This window comes from Pseudomonas sp. W15Feb9B (assembly GCF_000828175.1).
GTDB lineage: Bacteria > Pseudomonadota > Gammaproteobacteria > Pseudomonadales > Pseudomonadaceae > Aquipseudomonas > Aquipseudomonas parakoreensis.
Genome location: NZ_JTKF01000046.1, coordinates 1 through 16,789, shown reverse-complemented (window position 1 = coordinate 16,789; position 16,789 = coordinate 1). Strand labels below are relative to the sequence as shown.

Below are 16,789 nucleotides of genomic sequence, written 5' to 3'. Positions count from 1 at the left end.
TAAAAACAAAGGTTTTATAAATTTCTCTCTTTTTTATTCTTTTGATCTCGAGTTCTCCACAGCTGGTTAAATTTTGTGCAAAGGGTTCTTTAGGAAGGGCGAAGTCCCTATACTTGTCGACCAGGTTCAGAAACCTGATCTCAAACTATTCCTGAATGACCTACTTAAGCAGGCACGAGGTGCGTGGTGGATTTCCCTTCCCGTTTTGAAGTGATCGTCATCGGCGGCGGTCATGCCGGTACCGAGGCAGCACTGGCCTCAGCACGTATGGGGGCAAAAACCCTGTTGCTGACGCATAACGTGGAAACCCTCGGTGCCATGAGCTGCAACCCGGCCATCGGTGGCATTGGCAAAAGCCATCTGGTCAAGGAAATCGATGCCCTCGGCGGCGCGATGGCCGTGGCAACCGACCTGGGCGGTATCCAGTTTCGTGTGTTGAACAGCCGTAAAGGCCCGGCCGTGCGTGCAACCCGTGCCCAGGCGGACCGGATTCTGTACAAGGCCGCTGTCCGCGAAATCCTGGAAAACCAGCCGAACCTGTGGATATTTCAGCAGGCTGCTGACGACTTGATCGTCGAGCAGGAACAGGTGCGTGGTGTGGTCACACAAATGGGTCTGCGCTTCTTCGCCGATTCCGTGGTACTGACCACCGGAACGTTCCTCGGTGGACTTATCCACATCGGTTTGCAGAACTTCTCCGGCGGTCGTGCCGGTGATCCGCCATCGATTGCCCTCGCACATCGTCTGCGTGAACTGCCGCTGCGTGTCGGTCGCCTGAAAACCGGTACCCCACCGCGTATCGATGGCAAGTCTGTGGATTTCTCGGTGATGACCGAGCAACCAGGCGATACGCCGATCCCGGTGATGTCGTTCATGGGCAACAAGGAACAGCATCCACGCCAGGTCAGTTGCTGGATTACTCACACCAACGCCCGCACCCACGAAATCATTGCGGCGAACCTCGACCGTTCGCCGATGTATTCCGCTGTCGGCGAGATCGAGGGCATCGGCCCGCGTTACTGCCCATCGATCGAAGACAAGATTCATCGCTTTGCCGACAAGGAAAGCCATCAGGTGTTCATCGAGCCGGAAGGCCTGACCACCCACGAGCTGTATCCGAACGGGATATCCACAAGCCTGCCGTTCGACGTGCAATTGCAGATCGTGCAATCGATTCGCGGCATGGAAAACGCGCACATCGTGCGTCCGGGTTATGCGATCGAGTACGACTACTTCGATCCGCGCGACCTGAAGTACAGCCTGGAAACCAAAGTCATCGGCGGTCTGTTCTTCGCCGGGCAAATCAACGGCACCACCGGTTACGAAGAAGCCGGTGCCCAAGGTTTGCTTGCCGGGGCCAACGCTGCGCTGCGCGCCAAGGGCAAAGAAGCCTGGTGCCCGCGCCGCGATGAGGCGTACATCGGCGTACTGGTCGACGACCTGATCACCCTCGGTACCCAAGAGCCGTACCGCATGTTCACTTCCCGTGCCGAGTACCGCCTGATCCTGCGTGAAGACAACGCCGACCTGCGTCTGACCGAAAAAGGCCGCGAACTGGGTCTGGTCGATGACGCGCGTTGGGCGGCGTTCTGCAAGAAGCGCGAAAACATCGAACTGGAAGAGCAGCGCCTGAAAAGCACCTGGGTTCGCCCGGGCACGCAGCAGGGTGATGCGATTGCGGAAAAATTCGGCACACCGCTGACTCACGAATACAACTTGCTCAACCTCTTGAGCCGTCCGGAAATCGACTACGCTGGTCTGGTCGAAGTGACCGGGCAGGGCGCCGAAGATCCACAGGTCGCCGAACAGGTTGAGATCAAGACCAAATACGCCGGTTACATCGACCGTCAACAGGACGAAATCGCCCGTCTGCGCGCCAGTGAAGACACGAAACTGCCTGTGGATATCGATTACACCAACATTTCCGGTCTCTCCAAGGAGATCCAGAGCAAGCTCGGTGCCACGCGTCCGGAGACGCTCGGCCAGGCTTCGCGGATTCCGGGCGTGACCCCGGCAGCGATTTCGCTGTTGATGATTCATTTGAAAAAACGCGGCGCGGGCCGTCAGTTGGAGCAAAGCGCTTGAGTTCTAAGGTCACTTCGCAACACGCCGAAGAGTTATCCACAGGAGCCCGCGCGCTCGGTGTCAATCTCAGCGCAGCCCAGCACGAATTGCTGCTGGGTTACCTGGCCCTGTTGATCAAATGGAACCAGGCCTACAACCTGACTGCAGTGCGCGACCCGGACGAGATGGTCTCGCGGCATCTGCTCGACAGTCTGAGCGTGATGTCGTTTATCGAAAACGGTCGCTGGCTCGACGTCGGCAGTGGCGGCGGCATGCCGGGGATCCCGTTGGCGATCCTGTATCCGGACTCGCAAGTGACTTGTCTGGACAGCAACGGCAAGAAAACCCGCTTCCTGACTCAGGTCAAACTCGAACTCAAACTGGATAACCTGCAAGTTATCCACAGTCGTGTCGAAGCTTTCCAGCCTGCTCAGCCATTTAACGGGATCATCTCCCGAGCGTTCAGCAGCATGGAGAACTTCACCAACTGGACTCGCCATCTGGGCGATGCCGACACGCGCTGGCTGGCAATGAAGGGCGTTCATCCGGCCGATGAGCTGGTAGCATTGCCGGCAGACTTCAAACTCGATAGCGAACACGCCCTGGCCGTCCCCGGTTGCCAAGGCCAACGCCATCTGCTGATACTGCGCCGCACGGCATGATTGGGAACACAAGCAAGAATGGCTAAGGTATTCGCGATAGCGAACCAGAAGGGTGGTGTGGGCAAAACCACCACCTGTATCAACCTCGCAGCATCCCTGGTCGCGACCAAGCGCCGGGTGCTGTTGATCGATCTCGATCCACAGGGCAACGCCACCATGGGTAGCGGTGTGGATAAACACGGCTTGGAAAACTCGGTCTACGACCTGCTGATCGGCGAATGCGATCTGGCCCAGGCCATGCACTTCTCGGAACATGGCGGTTATCAACTGCTGCCGGCCAACCGGGATCTGACGGCGGCCGAAGTGGTGCTGCTGGAAATGCAGATGAAGGAAAGCCGTCTGCGCAGCGCGCTGGCGCCGATCCGTGAAAACTACGATTACATTTTGATCGACTGCCCGCCGTCGCTGTCGATGCTCACGTTGAACGCTCTGGTTGCCGCCGATGGGGTCATTATCCCCATGCAATGCGAATACTTTGCGCTCGAAGGCTTGAGCGACCTTGTGGATAACATCAAGCGCATCGCCGAACTGCTGAACCCCAACCTCAAGGTCGAAGGTTTGCTGCGCACCATGTACGACCCGCGGCTGAGTCTGATGAACGACGTCTCGGCCCAGCTCAAGGAACACTTTGGCGAACAGCTGTACGACACAGTGATCCCGCGCAACATCCGTCTGGCCGAAGCGCCGAGCTACGGTATGCCGGCACTGGCCTACGACAAGCAATCGCGCGGCGCGCTGGCCTATCTGGCCCTGGCGGGCGAAATGGTTCGCCGTCAGCGCAAAAATTCACGCATCGCCGCTGCCCAGCCAACTTAAGGAATCCCCATGGCCGTCAAGAAACGAGGTCTCGGACGTGGACTGGATGCACTGCTGAGTGGTCCGACCGTCAGCGCGCTGGAAGAACAGGCGGCGCAGGCCGATACCCGTGAACTGCAACACTTGCCGCTGGACCTGCTGCAGCGCGGCAAATACCAGCCACGCCGCGACATGGACCCGCAGGCCCTGGAAGAGCTGGCGTCGTCGATCAAGGCGCAAGGCGTAATGCAGCCGATCGTGGTGCGCCCGATTGGCGGCGGCCGCTTCGAAATCATCGCCGGTGAACGCCGCTGGCGCGCCAGCCAGCAGGCCGGCCAGGAAACCATCCCGGCGATGGTCCGTGATGTGCCGGATGAAACCGCGATCGCCATTGCGCTGATCGAGAACATCCAGCGTGAAGACCTGAACCCGATTGAGGAAGCCGTCGCCTTGCAGCGTCTGCAGCAGGAATTCCAGCTCACTCAACAGCAGGTGGCCGAGGCTGTGGGTAAGTCCCGCGTGACTGTGGCTAACCTGTTGCGACTTATTGCACTGCCGGAAGTCATCAAGACCATGCTGTCCCACGGTGACCTGGAAATGGGTCATGCCCGTGCTTTGCTCGGTCTGCCGGACAATCAGCAGGTGGAAGGGGCGCGACATGTTGTCGCACGCGGCCTGACTGTGCGCCAAACCGAGGCACTGGTTCGTCAGTGGTTGAGTGGCAAACCGGAGCCTGTGGAAGCGGCCAAACCCGACCCGGATATCGCCCGGCTCGAACAGCGTCTGGCCGAGCGCCTAGGCTCTGCGGTGCAGATTCGCCACGGCAAGAAGGGAAAAGGTCAGCTGGTGATCGGTTACAACTCCCTCGATGAGCTTCAAGGTGTGCTCGCACACATCCGCTGAAACATTTCCTCATGTAGCGCGCAGTCGGAAATCACTACCTGACAGTTGAATAGGGGCAGAACCGCCCCTATACTCTGCGCGCATTTTGTCGGCACAAATTATGCCAAGTTATTGAATTCTGGCAGCCGACCATTGGAGAGCAAACGTGATGGAAACCCGCAAGCCAAACCGCCTGCCGTTCCATCGCCTGGCGGTTTTTCCGGTGTTGATGGCTCAATTTGTCATTTTGCTCATTGCCGCTTTGGCGCTCTGGCAATGGCACGGAGTCGTTGCCGGATACTCGGGACTTTGCGGAGGCCTGATAGCCTTGCTGCCCAATGTTTATTTCGCTCACAAGGCATTTCGGTTTTCCGGCGCCCGAGCAGCCCAGTCCATCGTCCGGTCATTTTATGCCGGCGAGGCAGGCAAACTGATTTTGACGGCAGTGCTGTTTGCACTGGTGTTTGCAGGTGTGAAGCCATTGGCGCCGATCGCAGTATTCGGCGCTTTCGTGCTGACTCAGTCGGTCAGCTGGTTCGCTCCCCTGCTGATGAGAACAAGACTTTCGAGACCTTAGGGCGTTTGAGGCAACCATGGCAGAAACAACCGCTTCGGGCTATATCCAGCACCACTTGCAGAACCTGACCTTCGGTCAGCTACCTAACGGCGGCTGGGGCTTTGCCCATACCGCAGCAGAAGCCAAGGAAATGGGCTTCTGGGCTTTCCACGTCGATACCCTCGGCTGGTCGGTCGCGCTGGGTCTGATCTTCGTTTTCCTTTTCCGCATGGCGGCAAAGAAAGCAACATCGGGTCAGCCAGGTGCTTTGCAGAACTTCGTTGAAGTATTGGTCGAATTCGTCGATGGCAGCGTGAAAGACAGCTTCCATGGCCGTAGCCCGGTGATCGCACCGTTGGCACTGACCATCTTCGTCTGGGTGTTCCTGATGAACGCCGTCGACCTGGTACCGGTCGACTGGATTCCTCAGCTGGCCATCCTGATCACCGGCGACCACCACATCCCGTTCCGTGCCGTGTCGACCACCGACCCGAACGCGACCCTGGGCATGGCGTTCTCGGTTTTCGCACTGATCATTTTCTATAGCATCAAGGTCAAGGGCATCGGCGGCTTCATCGGCGAACTGACCCTGCACCCGTTCGGCAGCAAGAACATCTTCGTTCAGGCCCTGCTGATCCCGGTGAACTTCCTGCTGGAATTCGTGACCCTGATCGCCAAGCCGATCTCTCTGGCCCTGCGTCTGTTCGGCAACATGTATGCCGGCGAGCTGGTGTTCATTCTGATCGCTGTGATGTTCGGCAGCGGCCTGCTCTGGCTGAGTGGCCTGGGCGTTGTTCTGCAGTGGGCGTGGGCTGTGTTCCACATCCTGATCATCACCCTGCAGGCGTTCATCTTCATGATGCTGACCATCGTCTACCTGTCGATGGCGCACGAAGAAAACCATTAAGAGCAGCCTCGGCTGATCTGATGTCCCTCCCGGTCAAACGGGAGGGGGCTCTTAACCGGGCCTCTGAAACGATTTGTTTTACCGCTTTAATCTAAAAAACCTAAACCATACGACGTAAAAGTCGGGAGGAAAGATGGAAACTGTAGTTGGTCTAACCGCTATCGCTGTTGCACTGTTGATCGGCCTGGGCGCACTGGGTACCGCAATTGGTTTCGGCCTGCTGGGCGGCAAGTTCCTGGAAGGCGCAGCGCGTCAGCCAGAAATGGTTCCAATGCTGCAAGTTAAAATGTTCATCGTTGCCGGTCTGCTCGACGCCGTAACCATGATCGGTGTTGGTATCGCTCTGTTCTTCACCTTTGCGAACCCGTTCGTTGGTCAGATCGCTGGCTAATTACCCGGATTCTTCCGAGTAATTTGGTGTGATGGACAACGTAACTGCGAGGTGTTGGCGTGAACATTAATGCGACCCTGATTGGCCAGTCCGTTGCGTTCCTGATTTTTGTACTGTTCTGCATGAAGTTCGTATGGCCTCCGGTCATCGCTGCTCTGCACGAACGTCAAAAGAAGATCGCTGATGGTCTGGACGCTGCCAGCCGTGCAGCTCGCGACCTGGAGTTGGCCCAAGAGAAAGCGGGTCAGCAACTGCGCGAAGCGAAAGCTCAGGCAGCTGAAATCATCGAGCAAGCCAAGAAACGCGGTAACCAGATCGTTGAAGAGGCTGTTGAAAAAGCCCGTATCGACGCTGACCGTGTGAAGGTTCAGGCTCAAGCCGAGATCGAACAGGAACTGAACAGTGTCAAAGACAAGCTGCGCGCCCAAGTGGGCTTGCTGGCTGTCGGCGGCGCCGAGAAGATCCTGGGTGCCACAATCGATCAAAACGCGCACGCAGAGCTGGTTAACCAACTGGCTGCTGAAATCTAAGCGAGGGCGATCATGGCAGAACTGACCACGTTGGCCCGACCTTACGCTAAGGCGGCCTTCGAGCACGCTCAGGCCCACCAGCAACTGGCCAATTGGTCAGCCATGCTCGGCCTGGCAGCAGCGGTGTCGCAAGACGACACCATGCAGCGCGTGCTCAAGGCCCCGCGACTGACGAGCGCAGAAAAGGCCGCCACGTTCATTGACGTGTGCGGCGACAAGTTCGATGCCAAGGCACAGAATTTCATCAATGTCGTTGCCGAAAACGACCGTCTCCCGCTTCTGCCGGAGATCGCCGCTCTTTTCGACCTGTACAAGGCCGAGCAAGAGAAATCGGTAGACGTTGAAGTGACCAGTGCTTTTGCATTGAACCAAGAACAGCAAGACAAACTCGCCAAGGTTCTCAGTGCACGACTCAACCGGGAAGTGCGCCTGCAAGTTGCGGAGGATGCTGCCCTAATAGGTGGTGTCGTTATCCGCGCCGGCGACCTGGTTATCGATGGCTCGATTCGCGGCAAAATCGCGAAACTTGCCGAAGCATTGAAATCTTGAGTTTGAAGGGGCAGCAGAGCAATGCAGCAACTCAATCCTTCCGAAATAAGTGAAATTATCAAGGGCCGCATCGAAAAGCTCGATGTGACCTCCCAAGCCCGTAACGAAGGCACTGTCGTCAGCGTATCTGACGGCATCGTGCGGATTCACGGTCTGGCCGACGTCATGTACGGCGAGATGATCGAGTTTCCGGGCGGCGTCTACGGTATGGCCCTCAACCTGGAGCAAGACTCCGTAGGTGCCGTTGTACTGGGCGCATACACCAGTCTGGCTGAAGGCATGAGCGCCAAGTGCACCGGCCGCATCCTCGAAGTTCCGGTAGGTAAGGAACTGCTGGGTCGCGTAGTCGACGCACTGGGTAACCCTGTTGACGGCAAAGGTCCACTGGGCAACACCGAGACCGACGCGGTCGAGAAAGTTGCACCGGGCGTGATCTGGCGTAAGTCGGTAGACCAGCCTGTACAGACTGGCTACAAGGCTGTCGATGCCATGATCCCTGTCGGCCGTGGCCAGCGTGAGCTGATCATCGGTGACCGTCAGATCGGTAAAACCGCTCTGGCGATCGACGCGATCATCAACCAGAAAGACAGCGGCATTTTCTGCGTCTACGTGGCAATCGGTCAGAAGCAGTCGACCATCGCCAACGTGGTTCGCAAGCTGGAAGAAAACGGTGCACTGGCTAACACCATCATCGTTGCAGCGAGCGCTTCGGAATCTGCAGCACTGCAATTCCTGGCTCCGTACTCCGGTTGCACCATGGGTGAATTCTTCCGCGACCGCGGTGAAGACGCGCTGATCGTTTATGACGATCTGTCCAAGCAAGCAGTGGCTTACCGCCAGATTTCCCTGCTGCTGCGCCGTCCACCAGGCCGTGAAGCTTACCCAGGCGACGTGTTCTATCTCCACTCCCGTCTGCTGGAGCGCGCATCCCGCGTTTCGGAAGAGTACGTAGAGAAGTTCACCAACGGCGCAGTGACCGGCAAAACCGGTTCCCTGACCGCACTGCCGATCATCGAAACCCAAGCTGGCGACGTTTCCGCGTTCGTTCCGACCAACGTGATTTCCATCACCGACGGTCAGATCTTCCTGGAATCGGCCATGTTCAACTCGGGCATCCGCCCTGCAGTGAACGCCGGTGTTTCGGTATCCCGTGTGGGTGGTGCCGCTCAGACCAAGATCATCAAGAAGCTGTCCGGTGGTATCCGTACCGCTCTGGCTCAGTACCGTGAACTGGCAGCATTCGCCCAGTTCGCTTCTGACCTGGACGAAGCGACCCGCAAGCAACTTGAGCATGGTCAGCGCGTTACCGAGCTGATGAAGCAGAAGCAATACGCACCGATGTCGATCGCTGACATGGCGCTGTCGCTGTATGCCGCTGAGCGTGGGTTCCTGACTGACATTGAAATCGCCAAGATCGGCAGCTTCGAACAAGCGCTGATTGCTTTCTTCAACCGCGATCACGCCGATTTGATGGCCAAGATCAACGTTAAAGGTGACTTCAATGACGAAATCGACGCTGGCCTCAAAGCCGGTATCGAGAAGTTCAAGGCCACCCAAACCTGGTAAGCCGCAGCGGGAGCCGCAAGGCTCCCGCTTGCTAACCTGATAGGTGTTACATGGCAGGCGCAAAAGAGATTCGCAGTAAGATTGCGAGCATCAAAAGCACGCAAAAAATTACCAGCGCCATGGAAAAAGTGGCGGTCAGCAAAATGCGCAAGGCACAAATGCGCATGGCTGCTAGCCGTCCTTATGCGGAACGTATCCGCCAGGTAATTGGGCATCTGGCCAACGCCAACCCGGAATACCGCCACCCGTTCATGATCGACCGTGAAGTAAAGCGCGTCGGTTATGTCGTAGTGAGCAGTGACCGTGGTCTGTGCGGCGGCTTGAACACCAACCTGTTCAAGGCCCTGGTCAAGGACATGGCGGTAAACCGCGAAAACGGCGTCGAGATTGATCTGTGTGTTGTTGGTAGCAAGGGTGCGGCCTTTTTCCGCAACTTCGGCGGTAACGTCGTTGCAGCTATCAGCCACCTGGGTGAAGAGCCGTCGATCAATGATCTGATCGGCAGCGTCAAGGTGATGCTGGATGCCTACCTGGACGGCCGTATTGACCGCCTGTCCGTGGTATCCAACAAGTTCATCAACACCATGACGCAACAGCCTACCGTGGAGCAGTTGATTCCACTGGTGGCGACCCCGGATCAAGAACTCAAGCACCACTGGGACTACCTCTACGAACCAGACGCCAAAGAGCTGCTAGACGGCTTGATGGTGCGCTACGTGGAGTCGCAGGTGTACCAGGCGGTGGTCGAGAACAACGCGGCCGAACAAGCTGCGCGGATGATCGCGATGAAGAACGCTACCGACAACGCCGGTGATTTGATCAGCGATTTGCAGCTGATCTACAACAAGGCGCGTCAGGCTGCGATCACCCAAGAGATCTCGGAAATCGTCGGCGGCGCTGCCGCGGTTTAACGGTTCAAATATTCAGAGGATCCAGCTATGAGTAGCGGACGTATCGTTCAAATCATCGGCGCCGTTATCGACGTGGAATTCCCACGCGACAGCGTACCGAGCATCTACGACGCCTTGAAGGTTCAAGGCGCCGAAACCACTCTGGAAGTTCAGCAGCAGCTGGGCGACGGCGTGGTACGTACCATTGCGATGGGCTCGACCGAAGGCTTGAAGCGCGGTCTGGACGTCAACAACACTGGCGCAGCCATCTCCGTACCGGTCGGTAAAGCGACTCTGGGCCGGATCATGGACGTACTGGGCAACCCGATCGACGAAGCTGGCCCGATCGGCGAAGAAGAGCGCTGGGGTATTCACCGCGCCGCTCCTTCCTTCGCTGAACAAGCTGGCGGCAACGAGCTGCTGGAAACCGGCATCAAGGTTATCGACCTGGTTTGCCCGTTCGCCAAGGGCGGTAAAGTCGGTCTGTTCGGTGGTGCCGGTGTAGGCAAAACCGTAAACATGATGGAACTGATCCGTAACATCGCCATCGAGCACAGCGGTTATTCCGTGTTCGCCGGTGTGGGCGAGCGTACTCGTGAGGGTAACGACTTCTACCACGAGATGAAGGACTCCAACGTTCTGGACAAAGTGGCCCTGGTTTACGGTCAGATGAACGAGCCGCCGGGAAACCGTCTGCGCGTAGCACTGACCGGCCTGACCATGGCCGAGAAGTTCCGTGACGAAGGTAACGACGTTCTGCTGTTCGTCGACAACATCTATCGTTACACCCTGGCCGGTACTGAAGTATCCGCACTGCTGGGCCGTATGCCTTCGGCAGTAGGTTACCAGCCGACTCTGGCTGAAGAGATGGGCGTGCTGCAAGAGCGCATCACTTCGACCAAGCAAGGTTCGATTACTTCGATCCAGGCGGTATACGTACCTGCGGACGACTTGACTGACCCGTCGCCAGCGACCACCTTCGCCCACTTGGACGCCACCGTCGTTCTGTCCCGTGACATCGCTTCCCTGGGTATCTACCCAGCGGTAGACCCACTGGACTCGACTTCGCGTCAGCTGGATCCGAACGTGATCGGCAACGACCACTACGAAACCGCTCGCGGTGTTCAGTACGTGCTGCAGCGCTACAAAGAGCTGAAGGACATCATTGCGATCCTGGGTATGGACGAGCTGTCGGAAGCCGACAAGCAGTTGGTAAACCGTGCTCGTAAGATCCAGCGCTTCTTGTCGCAGCCGTTCTTCGTGGCTGAAGTCTTCACCGGTGCTTCGGGTAAATACGTTTCCCTGAAAGACACCATTGCTGGCTTCAAAGGCATCCTCAACGGTGACTACGACCACCTGCCAGAACAAGCGTTCTACATGGTTGGCGGCATCGAAGAAGCGATCGAGAAAGCCAAGAAACTGTAATCCCGGCGCCCGGCAACGGGCGCTAATTTAGGTTGAGGCAATCAGATGGCTATGACAGTCCATTGCGATATCGTCAGCGCGGAAGGGGAAATCTTTTCCGGCCTGGTCGAGATGGTGATTGCGCACGGTGCACTGGGTGATCTTGGTATCGCTCTGGGTCACGCGCCGCTGATCACTAATCTGAAGCCAGGTCCGATCCGCCTGATCAAGCAAGGCGGGGAAGCCGAGGTGTTCTACATCTCCGGTGGTTTCCTCGAGGTTCAGCCGAACATGGTCAAGGTGCTTGCCGATACCGTGCAACGTGCCGCCGACCTGGATGAAGCTCAGGCTCAAGCAGCCCTCAAGGCTGCCGAAGCTGCTCTGCACGAGAAGAGCGCAGATTTCGATTACGGAGCTGCGTCCGCACGTCTGGCCGAGGCTGCAGCTCAGCTGCGCACCGTCCAGCAGATCCGCAAGAAGTTTGGCGGTTAATCCGTCAGCCAATTGTTGTGCGATTGATAAAAAAGGGTAGCCTCGGCTACCCTTTTTTCTTTTCCGATTTTTACAACCCGGTCGCAGTTGCTGACCGCCCAGGATTGGTAGCCAGTCATGTCTCTCGAAATCGTTATTCTCGCGGCCGGTCAAGGCACCCGTATGCGATCGGCGTTGCCGAAAGTGCTGCACCCGGTTGCCGGCAACTCCATGCTTGGGCATGTTATCCACAGTGCACGGCAGCTCGATCCACAGCGCATTCATGTGGTGATCGGCCACGGTGCCGACGTGGTGCGCGAACGTCTGGCGGCTGACGACCTGAATTTCGTCCTGCAGGACAAGCAATTGGGCACAGGACATGCCACGGCTCAGGCGGTCCCGTTCATCAGTGCTGATACCGTACTGATCCTTTACGGTGACGTGCCTTTGATCGAAGTCGAAACCCTGCAGCGTCTGCTCAAGCACGTCGTACCGGGGCAGATGGGCCTTCTGACCGTTGAGCTGGAAGACCCGACCGGTTACGGCCGCATCGTGCGCGGCGCTGACGGCAAGGTTGCTGCCATCGTCGAACACAAAGATGCCAGCGAAGCCCAGCGCGCGATCACCGAAGGTAATACCGGCATCCTGGCTGTCCCGGCCAATCGTTTGGCCGACTGGATGAGCCGCCTGTCAAACAACAACGCACAAGGTGAGTACTACCTGACCGACGTGATCGAAATGGCGGTCAACGATGGTCTGGTGGTGGCCACTGAGCAGCCACACGACCCGATGGAAGTGCAAGGCGCCAATGATCGCAAGCAACTGTCGGAACTGGAGCGTCATTACCAGCTGCGCGCCGGCCGCCGCCTGATGGCGCAAGGTGTGACCCTGCGTGACCCGGCGCGTTTCGATGTGCGTGGCGAAGTCACCGTCGGTCGCGATGTGCTGATCGACGTCAACGTGATTCTCGAAGGCAATGTTGTCATCGAGGACGACGTGGTGATCGGCCCGAACTGCGTGATCAAGGACAGCACCCTGCGTAAAGGCGTGGTGATCAAGGCCAACAGCCACATCGAAGGTGCGGTGTTGGGTGAAGGCAGCGATGCCGGTCCTTTCGCCCGTTTGCGTCCCGGCACGGTTCTGGAAGCGCGCGCGCATGTGGGTAACTTTGTCGAACTGAAAAACGCGCGCATGGGCGAGGGCGCCAAGGCCGGGCATCTGACCTACCTGGGCGACGCGGAAATCGGTGCACGCACCAACATTGGCGCCGGCACCATCACCTGTAACTACGATGGCGCCAACAAATGGAAAACCGTGTTGGGCGAAGATGTATTCATCGGCTCCAACAACTCGCTGGTCGCGCCTGTGGATATCTCGTCCGGTGCAACCACGGCGGCTGGCTCGACCATTACCCAGAATGTGGATAACGCGCAATTGGCCGTTGGTCGGGCGCGGCAGAAAAATATCGATGGCTGGAAGCGGCCGGAGAAGATCAAGAAGAGCTGAGTTTTCCACAGCAGTTTTAACATCAAAAGATCGCAGCCTTCGGCAGCTCCTATAGAGGAGGGTGCCGGGGGTTGCGATTTTTTTATGGCCTGAGCTTGACGATTGAAGGGCAATAGGTTTTGATTGCTTACGTTATCTTTCGAAACGAAACTTAAGCCGCCATGTCGAAACGCAATACACCCCAGCGCCGCCACAACATTCTCGCCTTGCTCAACGAGCAGGGCGAAGTCAGTGTGGATGAACTGGCCAAGCGCTTCGAAACCTCGGAAGTTACGATCCGCAAGGATCTGGCTGCGCTGGAAAGCCATGGTCTATTGCTGCGCCGTTACGGCGGGGCAATCACGATGCCGCAGGAGCTGGTGGCGGAACCCGGCCAAAGCGTTTCGAAGTACAAACAGGCGATTGCCCGCGCTGCCGTCAAACGTATCCGCGAGCACGCCCGCATCATCATCGACAGCGGCAGTACCACCGCCGCCATGATTCCCGAGCTGGGCCAGCAGCCGGGTCTGGTCGTCATGACCAACTCGCTGCATGTCGCCAACGCCTTGAGCGAACTCGAGCACGAGCCGGTGCTGCTGATGACTGGCGGCACCTGGGATCCGCATTCGGAGTCCTTCCAGGGCCAGGTGGCGGAGCAGGTACTACGCTCTTACGACTTCGACCAGTTGTTTATCGGCGCCGATGGCATCGATCTGGTGCGCGGTACCACCACATTCAACGAGTTGCTCGGTTTGAGCCGGGTGATGGCGGAAGTGGCGCGGGAAGTGATCGTGATGGTCGAGGCCGACAAGATCGGCCGCAAGATCCCCAACCTGGAGCTGCCGTGGAGCAGCGTCCATACCCTCATTACCGATGATCGCCTGCCACAAGAGGCCCGCGATCAGATTCAGGCCCGCGGTATCACATTGATTTGCGCGGCTGTCAGTCAGGAGAAATAAGCATGTGTGGAATTGTCGGCGCAGTTGCTGAACGTAACATCACCGCCATCCTGCTTGAAGGCCTCAAGCGCCTTGAATACCGCGGCTATGACAGCGCCGGTGTGGCAGTTTTCACCAACGACGAAAAGCTCGAGCGCATGCGCCGCCCGGGCAAGGTCAGCGAGCTGGAAGCAGCATTGGCCGCACAGCCGCTGGTTGGCCGTCTCGGTATCGCCCACACCCGTTGGGCGACCCACGGTGCACCATGCGAGCGTAACGCGCACCCGCATTTCTCCGGTGATATCGCCGTGGTGCACAACGGCATCATCGAGAACCACGAAGCCCTGCGTGAGCAACTGAAAGCGCTGGGTTACGTGTTCTCTTCGGACACCGATACCGAAGTCATCGCGCACCTGCTGAGCCACAAACTCAAGGATCAGCCTGACCTGACCGTTGCGCTGAAAGCCACCGTCAAAGAGCTGCACGGCGCCTACGGTCTGGCCGTGATCAACGCACAACAGCCGGATCGTCTGGTTGCCGCGCGCAGTGGCAGCCCGTTGGTAATCGGTCTGGGCCTGGGTGAGAACTTCCTCGCGTCCGACCAGTTGGCCCTGCGCCAGGTCACTGACCGCTTCATGTACCTGGAAGAAGGCGATATCGCCGAAATTCGCCGCGATAACGTGCAGATCTGGGACGTCAATGGCAACGCCGTCGAACGCCAGACCGTGCAGTACAGCGATGGCGCCGAAGCCGCCGACAAGGGCGAATTCCGCCATTACATGCTCAAGGAAATCCACGAACAGCCCATCGTGGTGCAGCGTACCCTCGAAGGCCGCCTGAGCAACAATCAAGTGCTGGTGCAGGCCTTCGGCCCACAGGCTGCCGAATTGTTCGCCAAAGTGCGCAATGTGCAGATCGTCGCCTGCGGTACCAGTTACCACGCCGGCATGGTTGCGCGTTACTGGCTCGAAGAACTGGCCGGCATTCCGTGCCAGGTCGAAGTCGCCAGCGAATTCCGCTACCGCAAGGTGGTGGTGCAGCCTGACACCCTGTTCGTCACCATCTCGCAGTCCGGCGAAACCGCCGACACTCTGGCCGCGCTGCGCAACGCCAAAGAGCTGGGCTTCCTCGCCAGCCTGGCAATCTGCAATGTGGGCATCAGTTCGCTGGTGCGTGAGTCCGACCTGACCCTGCTGACTCAGGCCGGTCGCGAAATCGGTGTGGCTTCGACCAAGGCGTTCACCACGCAACTGGTCGGCCTGCTGTTGCTGACCCTGTCTCTGGGTCAGGTACGCGGCACCCTCGGTAAAGACGTCGAAGTCACGCTGGTGGAAGAGTTGCGTCGCCTGCCGACCCGTCTGGGTGAGGCACTGGCCATGGACAGCACCGTGGAAAAAATCGCCGAGCTGTTCGCCGAGAAGAACCACACCCTGTTCCTCGGCCGTGGTGCGCAGTTCCCGGTGGCGATGGAAGGTGCCTTGAAGCTCAAGGAAATCTCCTACATCCACGCCGAAGCCTACCCGGCCGGTGAACTGAAGCACGGCCCGCTGGCACTTGTGGATAACGACATGCCGGTGGTCACCGTGGCGCCGAATAACGAACTGCTGGAGAAGCTCAAGTCCAACCTGCAGGAAGTCCGTGCCCGTGGCGGTGAACTGATCGTATTCGCTGACGAGAAGGCCGGGATGACCAACGGCGAAGGCACCCACGTGGTGCAGATGCCGCACATCCACGACATCCTCTCGCCGATCCTCTACACCGTCCCGCTGCAGTTGCTGTCGTATTACGTCGCCGTGCTCAAGGGCACCGACGTCGACCAGCCGCGTAACCTGGCGAAGTCGGTGACGGTGGAATAAGTTATCCACAGCTGACATTGACCTGTCTGCAATAAATAAAGGTTGTCACAAGCAAATAAACGTTGTCACAGAAAAATAAAGGTTGTCACGGTTGCCTCCCTACGTCGGGGAAGCGACCGCAACCTCCAAACCGGTTCACAATCAGTAGTGAGGGTTGTGACGCCATGAGCTATGCGCCACAACTCGGCGGCATGGTTTCCTCCCTCTGCCCGTAATGCTCCTTTTAGGGCATTTTTACGTCACTTTAGGTAGTCCGGTTAGCCAGATGAGCCAGGTTAAATCGTCACGTCGCTACGCAACGTCCTCGCGGATCGTCACTCAGGAGAAGATAGAAAAAAGGATAGTTGCGGGCGACGGCCAGGGCGTCAGAGAGCGGTACGTTCCTTGGATAAAGGTACGGGCGTTCGCATCACGTGGGACTTCACACATCGTGCCAGGGGTTACAGTCCATCGGGCTCATCACTTACTGTCGAATGCCGAATACCACGACCTAGTCCTTCTTGAGCATGACCGCTCCATCATTGATATTCGCGAGCAATTCCCTCTGCTACCCACCGCGGAAACCCACGCACTCGCCTCGGGCCTGAATACTCGTCCCCCCAGTTTACCCGGGTACTTCAGTGCAACTGGTTTGCGCTTGAGCTCGGATGTAAAGAACGACGTTTGGAAATTTGGAAAGCACCAGTGCGCAAGAAGTTGCGCAGTTGTCCGTAATAAACCCCACCCAAAACTGCTACAGGCCCTGCCTATCAAGGCCTCCAGCCAAGTGCGCAAGAAGTTGCGCAGTACTGCGCAACTTCTTGCGCACTTTTCGACGAATTCAGTGGGAATTTTCGCCGTATC

Annotated in this window: 16 protein-coding genes; all 16 read left to right on the top strand. The window is 57.9% G+C overall.

Annotation, left to right across the window (positions count from 1 at the left end):
• The first annotated feature begins 186 nt into the window (after positions 1-186).
• Positions 187-2,085: a tRNA uridine-5-carboxymethylaminomethyl(34) synthesis enzyme MnmG gene (gene mnmG, locus OC71_RS22620; RefSeq protein ID WP_041073592.1), complete on the top strand. Its 1,899-nt coding sequence runs from the start codon at positions 187-189 to the stop codon at positions 2,083-2,085.
• Positions 2,082-2,726 (top strand): 16S rRNA (guanine(527)-N(7))-methyltransferase RsmG, encoded by a 645-nt coding sequence (gene rsmG, locus OC71_RS22615; protein WP_041073590.1) that lies wholly within the window; start codon positions 2,082-2,084, stop codon positions 2,724-2,726. The genes mnmG and rsmG overlap by 4 nt, the downstream gene beginning before the upstream one ends.
• 18 nt (positions 2,727-2,744) lie before the next feature.
• Positions 2,745-3,542 carry a ParA family protein gene (locus OC71_RS22610; RefSeq protein ID WP_041073588.1) on the top strand — a complete coding sequence of 266 codons (798 nt, stop codon included), beginning with the start codon at positions 2,745-2,747 and terminating at the stop codon, positions 3,540-3,542.
• A 9-nt stretch (positions 3,543-3,551) separates the two neighbouring features.
• Complete coding sequence (locus OC71_RS22605; RefSeq protein ID WP_041073587.1) at positions 3,552-4,424, top strand: ParB/RepB/Spo0J family partition protein; 873 nt, start codon at positions 3,552-3,554, stop codon at positions 4,422-4,424.
• Positions 4,425-4,572: 148 nt separating this feature from the next.
• Positions 4,573-4,980: a F0F1 ATP synthase subunit I gene (locus tag OC71_RS22600; RefSeq protein ID WP_003229783.1), complete on the top strand. Its 408-nt coding sequence runs from the start codon at positions 4,573-4,575 to the stop codon at positions 4,978-4,980.
• Between the two features lie 16 nt (positions 4,981-4,996).
• Entirely contained in the window at positions 4,997-5,866 is an 870-nt protein-coding gene (gene atpB / locus OC71_RS22595) for a F0F1 ATP synthase subunit A (RefSeq protein WP_007960779.1), read from the top strand.
• A 133-nt stretch (positions 5,867-5,999) separates the two neighbouring features.
• Positions 6,000-6,257, top strand: coding sequence for a F0F1 ATP synthase subunit C (gene atpE, locus OC71_RS22590; RefSeq protein WP_003097235.1), 258 nt, complete (start codon positions 6,000-6,002; stop codon positions 6,255-6,257).
• A gap of 59 nt (positions 6,258-6,316) precedes the next feature.
• Complete coding sequence (locus OC71_RS22585; protein ID WP_011336718.1) at positions 6,317-6,787, top strand: F0F1 ATP synthase subunit B; 471 nt, start codon at positions 6,317-6,319, stop codon at positions 6,785-6,787.
• A 12-nt stretch (positions 6,788-6,799) separates the two neighbouring features.
• Positions 6,800-7,336, top strand: a complete 537-nt coding sequence (locus OC71_RS22580; RefSeq protein WP_007911956.1) for a F0F1 ATP synthase subunit delta — start codon at positions 6,800-6,802, stop codon at positions 7,334-7,336.
• A 21-nt stretch (positions 7,337-7,357) separates the two neighbouring features.
• Positions 7,358-8,902 (top strand): F0F1 ATP synthase subunit alpha, encoded by a 1,545-nt coding sequence (atpA, locus tag OC71_RS22575; RefSeq protein ID WP_041073579.1) that lies wholly within the window; start codon positions 7,358-7,360, stop codon positions 8,900-8,902.
• A gap of 50 nt (positions 8,903-8,952) precedes the next feature.
• Positions 8,953-9,813 carry a F0F1 ATP synthase subunit gamma gene (gene atpG / locus OC71_RS22570; protein WP_007954161.1) on the top strand — a complete coding sequence of 287 codons (861 nt, stop codon included), beginning with the start codon at positions 8,953-8,955 and terminating at the stop codon, positions 9,811-9,813.
• Positions 9,814-9,840: 27 nt separating this feature from the next.
• Positions 9,841-11,217 (top strand): F0F1 ATP synthase subunit beta, encoded by a 1,377-nt coding sequence (atpD, locus tag OC71_RS22565; RefSeq protein ID WP_007954162.1) that lies wholly within the window; start codon positions 9,841-9,843, stop codon positions 11,215-11,217.
• Positions 11,218-11,262: 45 nt separating this feature from the next.
• The gene (locus OC71_RS22560; protein WP_007954164.1) at positions 11,263-11,688 is read left to right on the top strand and encodes a F0F1 ATP synthase subunit epsilon; all 426 of its coding nucleotides are present in this window, start codon (positions 11,263-11,265) and stop codon (positions 11,686-11,688) included.
• Positions 11,689-11,805: 117 nt separating this feature from the next.
• Positions 11,806-13,173 (top strand): bifunctional UDP-N-acetylglucosamine diphosphorylase/glucosamine-1-phosphate N-acetyltransferase GlmU, encoded by a 1,368-nt coding sequence (gene glmU / locus OC71_RS22555; protein ID WP_041073575.1) that lies wholly within the window; start codon positions 11,806-11,808, stop codon positions 13,171-13,173.
• Positions 13,174-13,334: 161 nt separating this feature from the next.
• Positions 13,335-14,111: a DeoR/GlpR family DNA-binding transcription regulator gene (locus tag OC71_RS22550; RefSeq protein WP_041073573.1), complete on the top strand. Its 777-nt coding sequence runs from the start codon at positions 13,335-13,337 to the stop codon at positions 14,109-14,111.
• Positions 14,112-14,113: 2 nt separating this feature from the next.
• Positions 14,114-15,946, top strand: coding sequence for a glutamine--fructose-6-phosphate transaminase (isomerizing) (glmS, locus tag OC71_RS22545; RefSeq protein WP_041073571.1), 1,833 nt, complete (start codon positions 14,114-14,116; stop codon positions 15,944-15,946).
• Positions 15,947-16,789: the final 843 nt, after the last annotated feature.

Bases quoted from the DNA above. Each gene is read 5' to 3' on its own strand.
- OC71_RS22610 (WP_041073588.1), top strand. From the start codon at position 2,745: ATGGCTAAGGTATTCGCGATAGCGAACCAGAAGGGTGGTGTGGGCAAA.
- OC71_RS22605 (WP_041073587.1), top strand. From the start codon at position 3,552: ATGGCCGTCAAGAAACGAGGTCTCGGACGTGGACTGGATGCACTGCTG.
- OC71_RS22600 (WP_003229783.1), top strand. From the start codon at position 4,573: ATGGAAACCCGCAAGCCAAACCGCCTGCCGTTCCATCGCCTGGCGGTT.
- atpB (WP_007960779.1), top strand. From the start codon at position 4,997: ATGGCAGAAACAACCGCTTCGGGCTATATCCAGCACCACTTGCAGAAC.
- atpE (WP_003097235.1), top strand. From the start codon at position 6,000: ATGGAAACTGTAGTTGGTCTAACCGCTATCGCTGTTGCACTGTTGATC.
- OC71_RS22580 (WP_007911956.1), top strand. From the start codon at position 6,800: ATGGCAGAACTGACCACGTTGGCCCGACCTTACGCTAAGGCGGCCTTC.
- atpA (WP_041073579.1), top strand. From the start codon at position 7,358: ATGCAGCAACTCAATCCTTCCGAAATAAGTGAAATTATCAAGGGCCGC.
- atpG (WP_007954161.1), top strand. From the start codon at position 8,953: ATGGCAGGCGCAAAAGAGATTCGCAGTAAGATTGCGAGCATCAAAAGC.
- atpD (WP_007954162.1), top strand. From the start codon at position 9,841: ATGAGTAGCGGACGTATCGTTCAAATCATCGGCGCCGTTATCGACGTG.
- OC71_RS22560 (WP_007954164.1), top strand. From the start codon at position 11,263: ATGGCTATGACAGTCCATTGCGATATCGTCAGCGCGGAAGGGGAAATC.
- glmU (WP_041073575.1), top strand. From the start codon at position 11,806: ATGTCTCTCGAAATCGTTATTCTCGCGGCCGGTCAAGGCACCCGTATG.
- OC71_RS22550 (WP_041073573.1), top strand. From the start codon at position 13,335: ATGTCGAAACGCAATACACCCCAGCGCCGCCACAACATTCTCGCCTTG.
- glmS (WP_041073571.1), top strand. From the start codon at position 14,114: ATGTGTGGAATTGTCGGCGCAGTTGCTGAACGTAACATCACCGCCATC.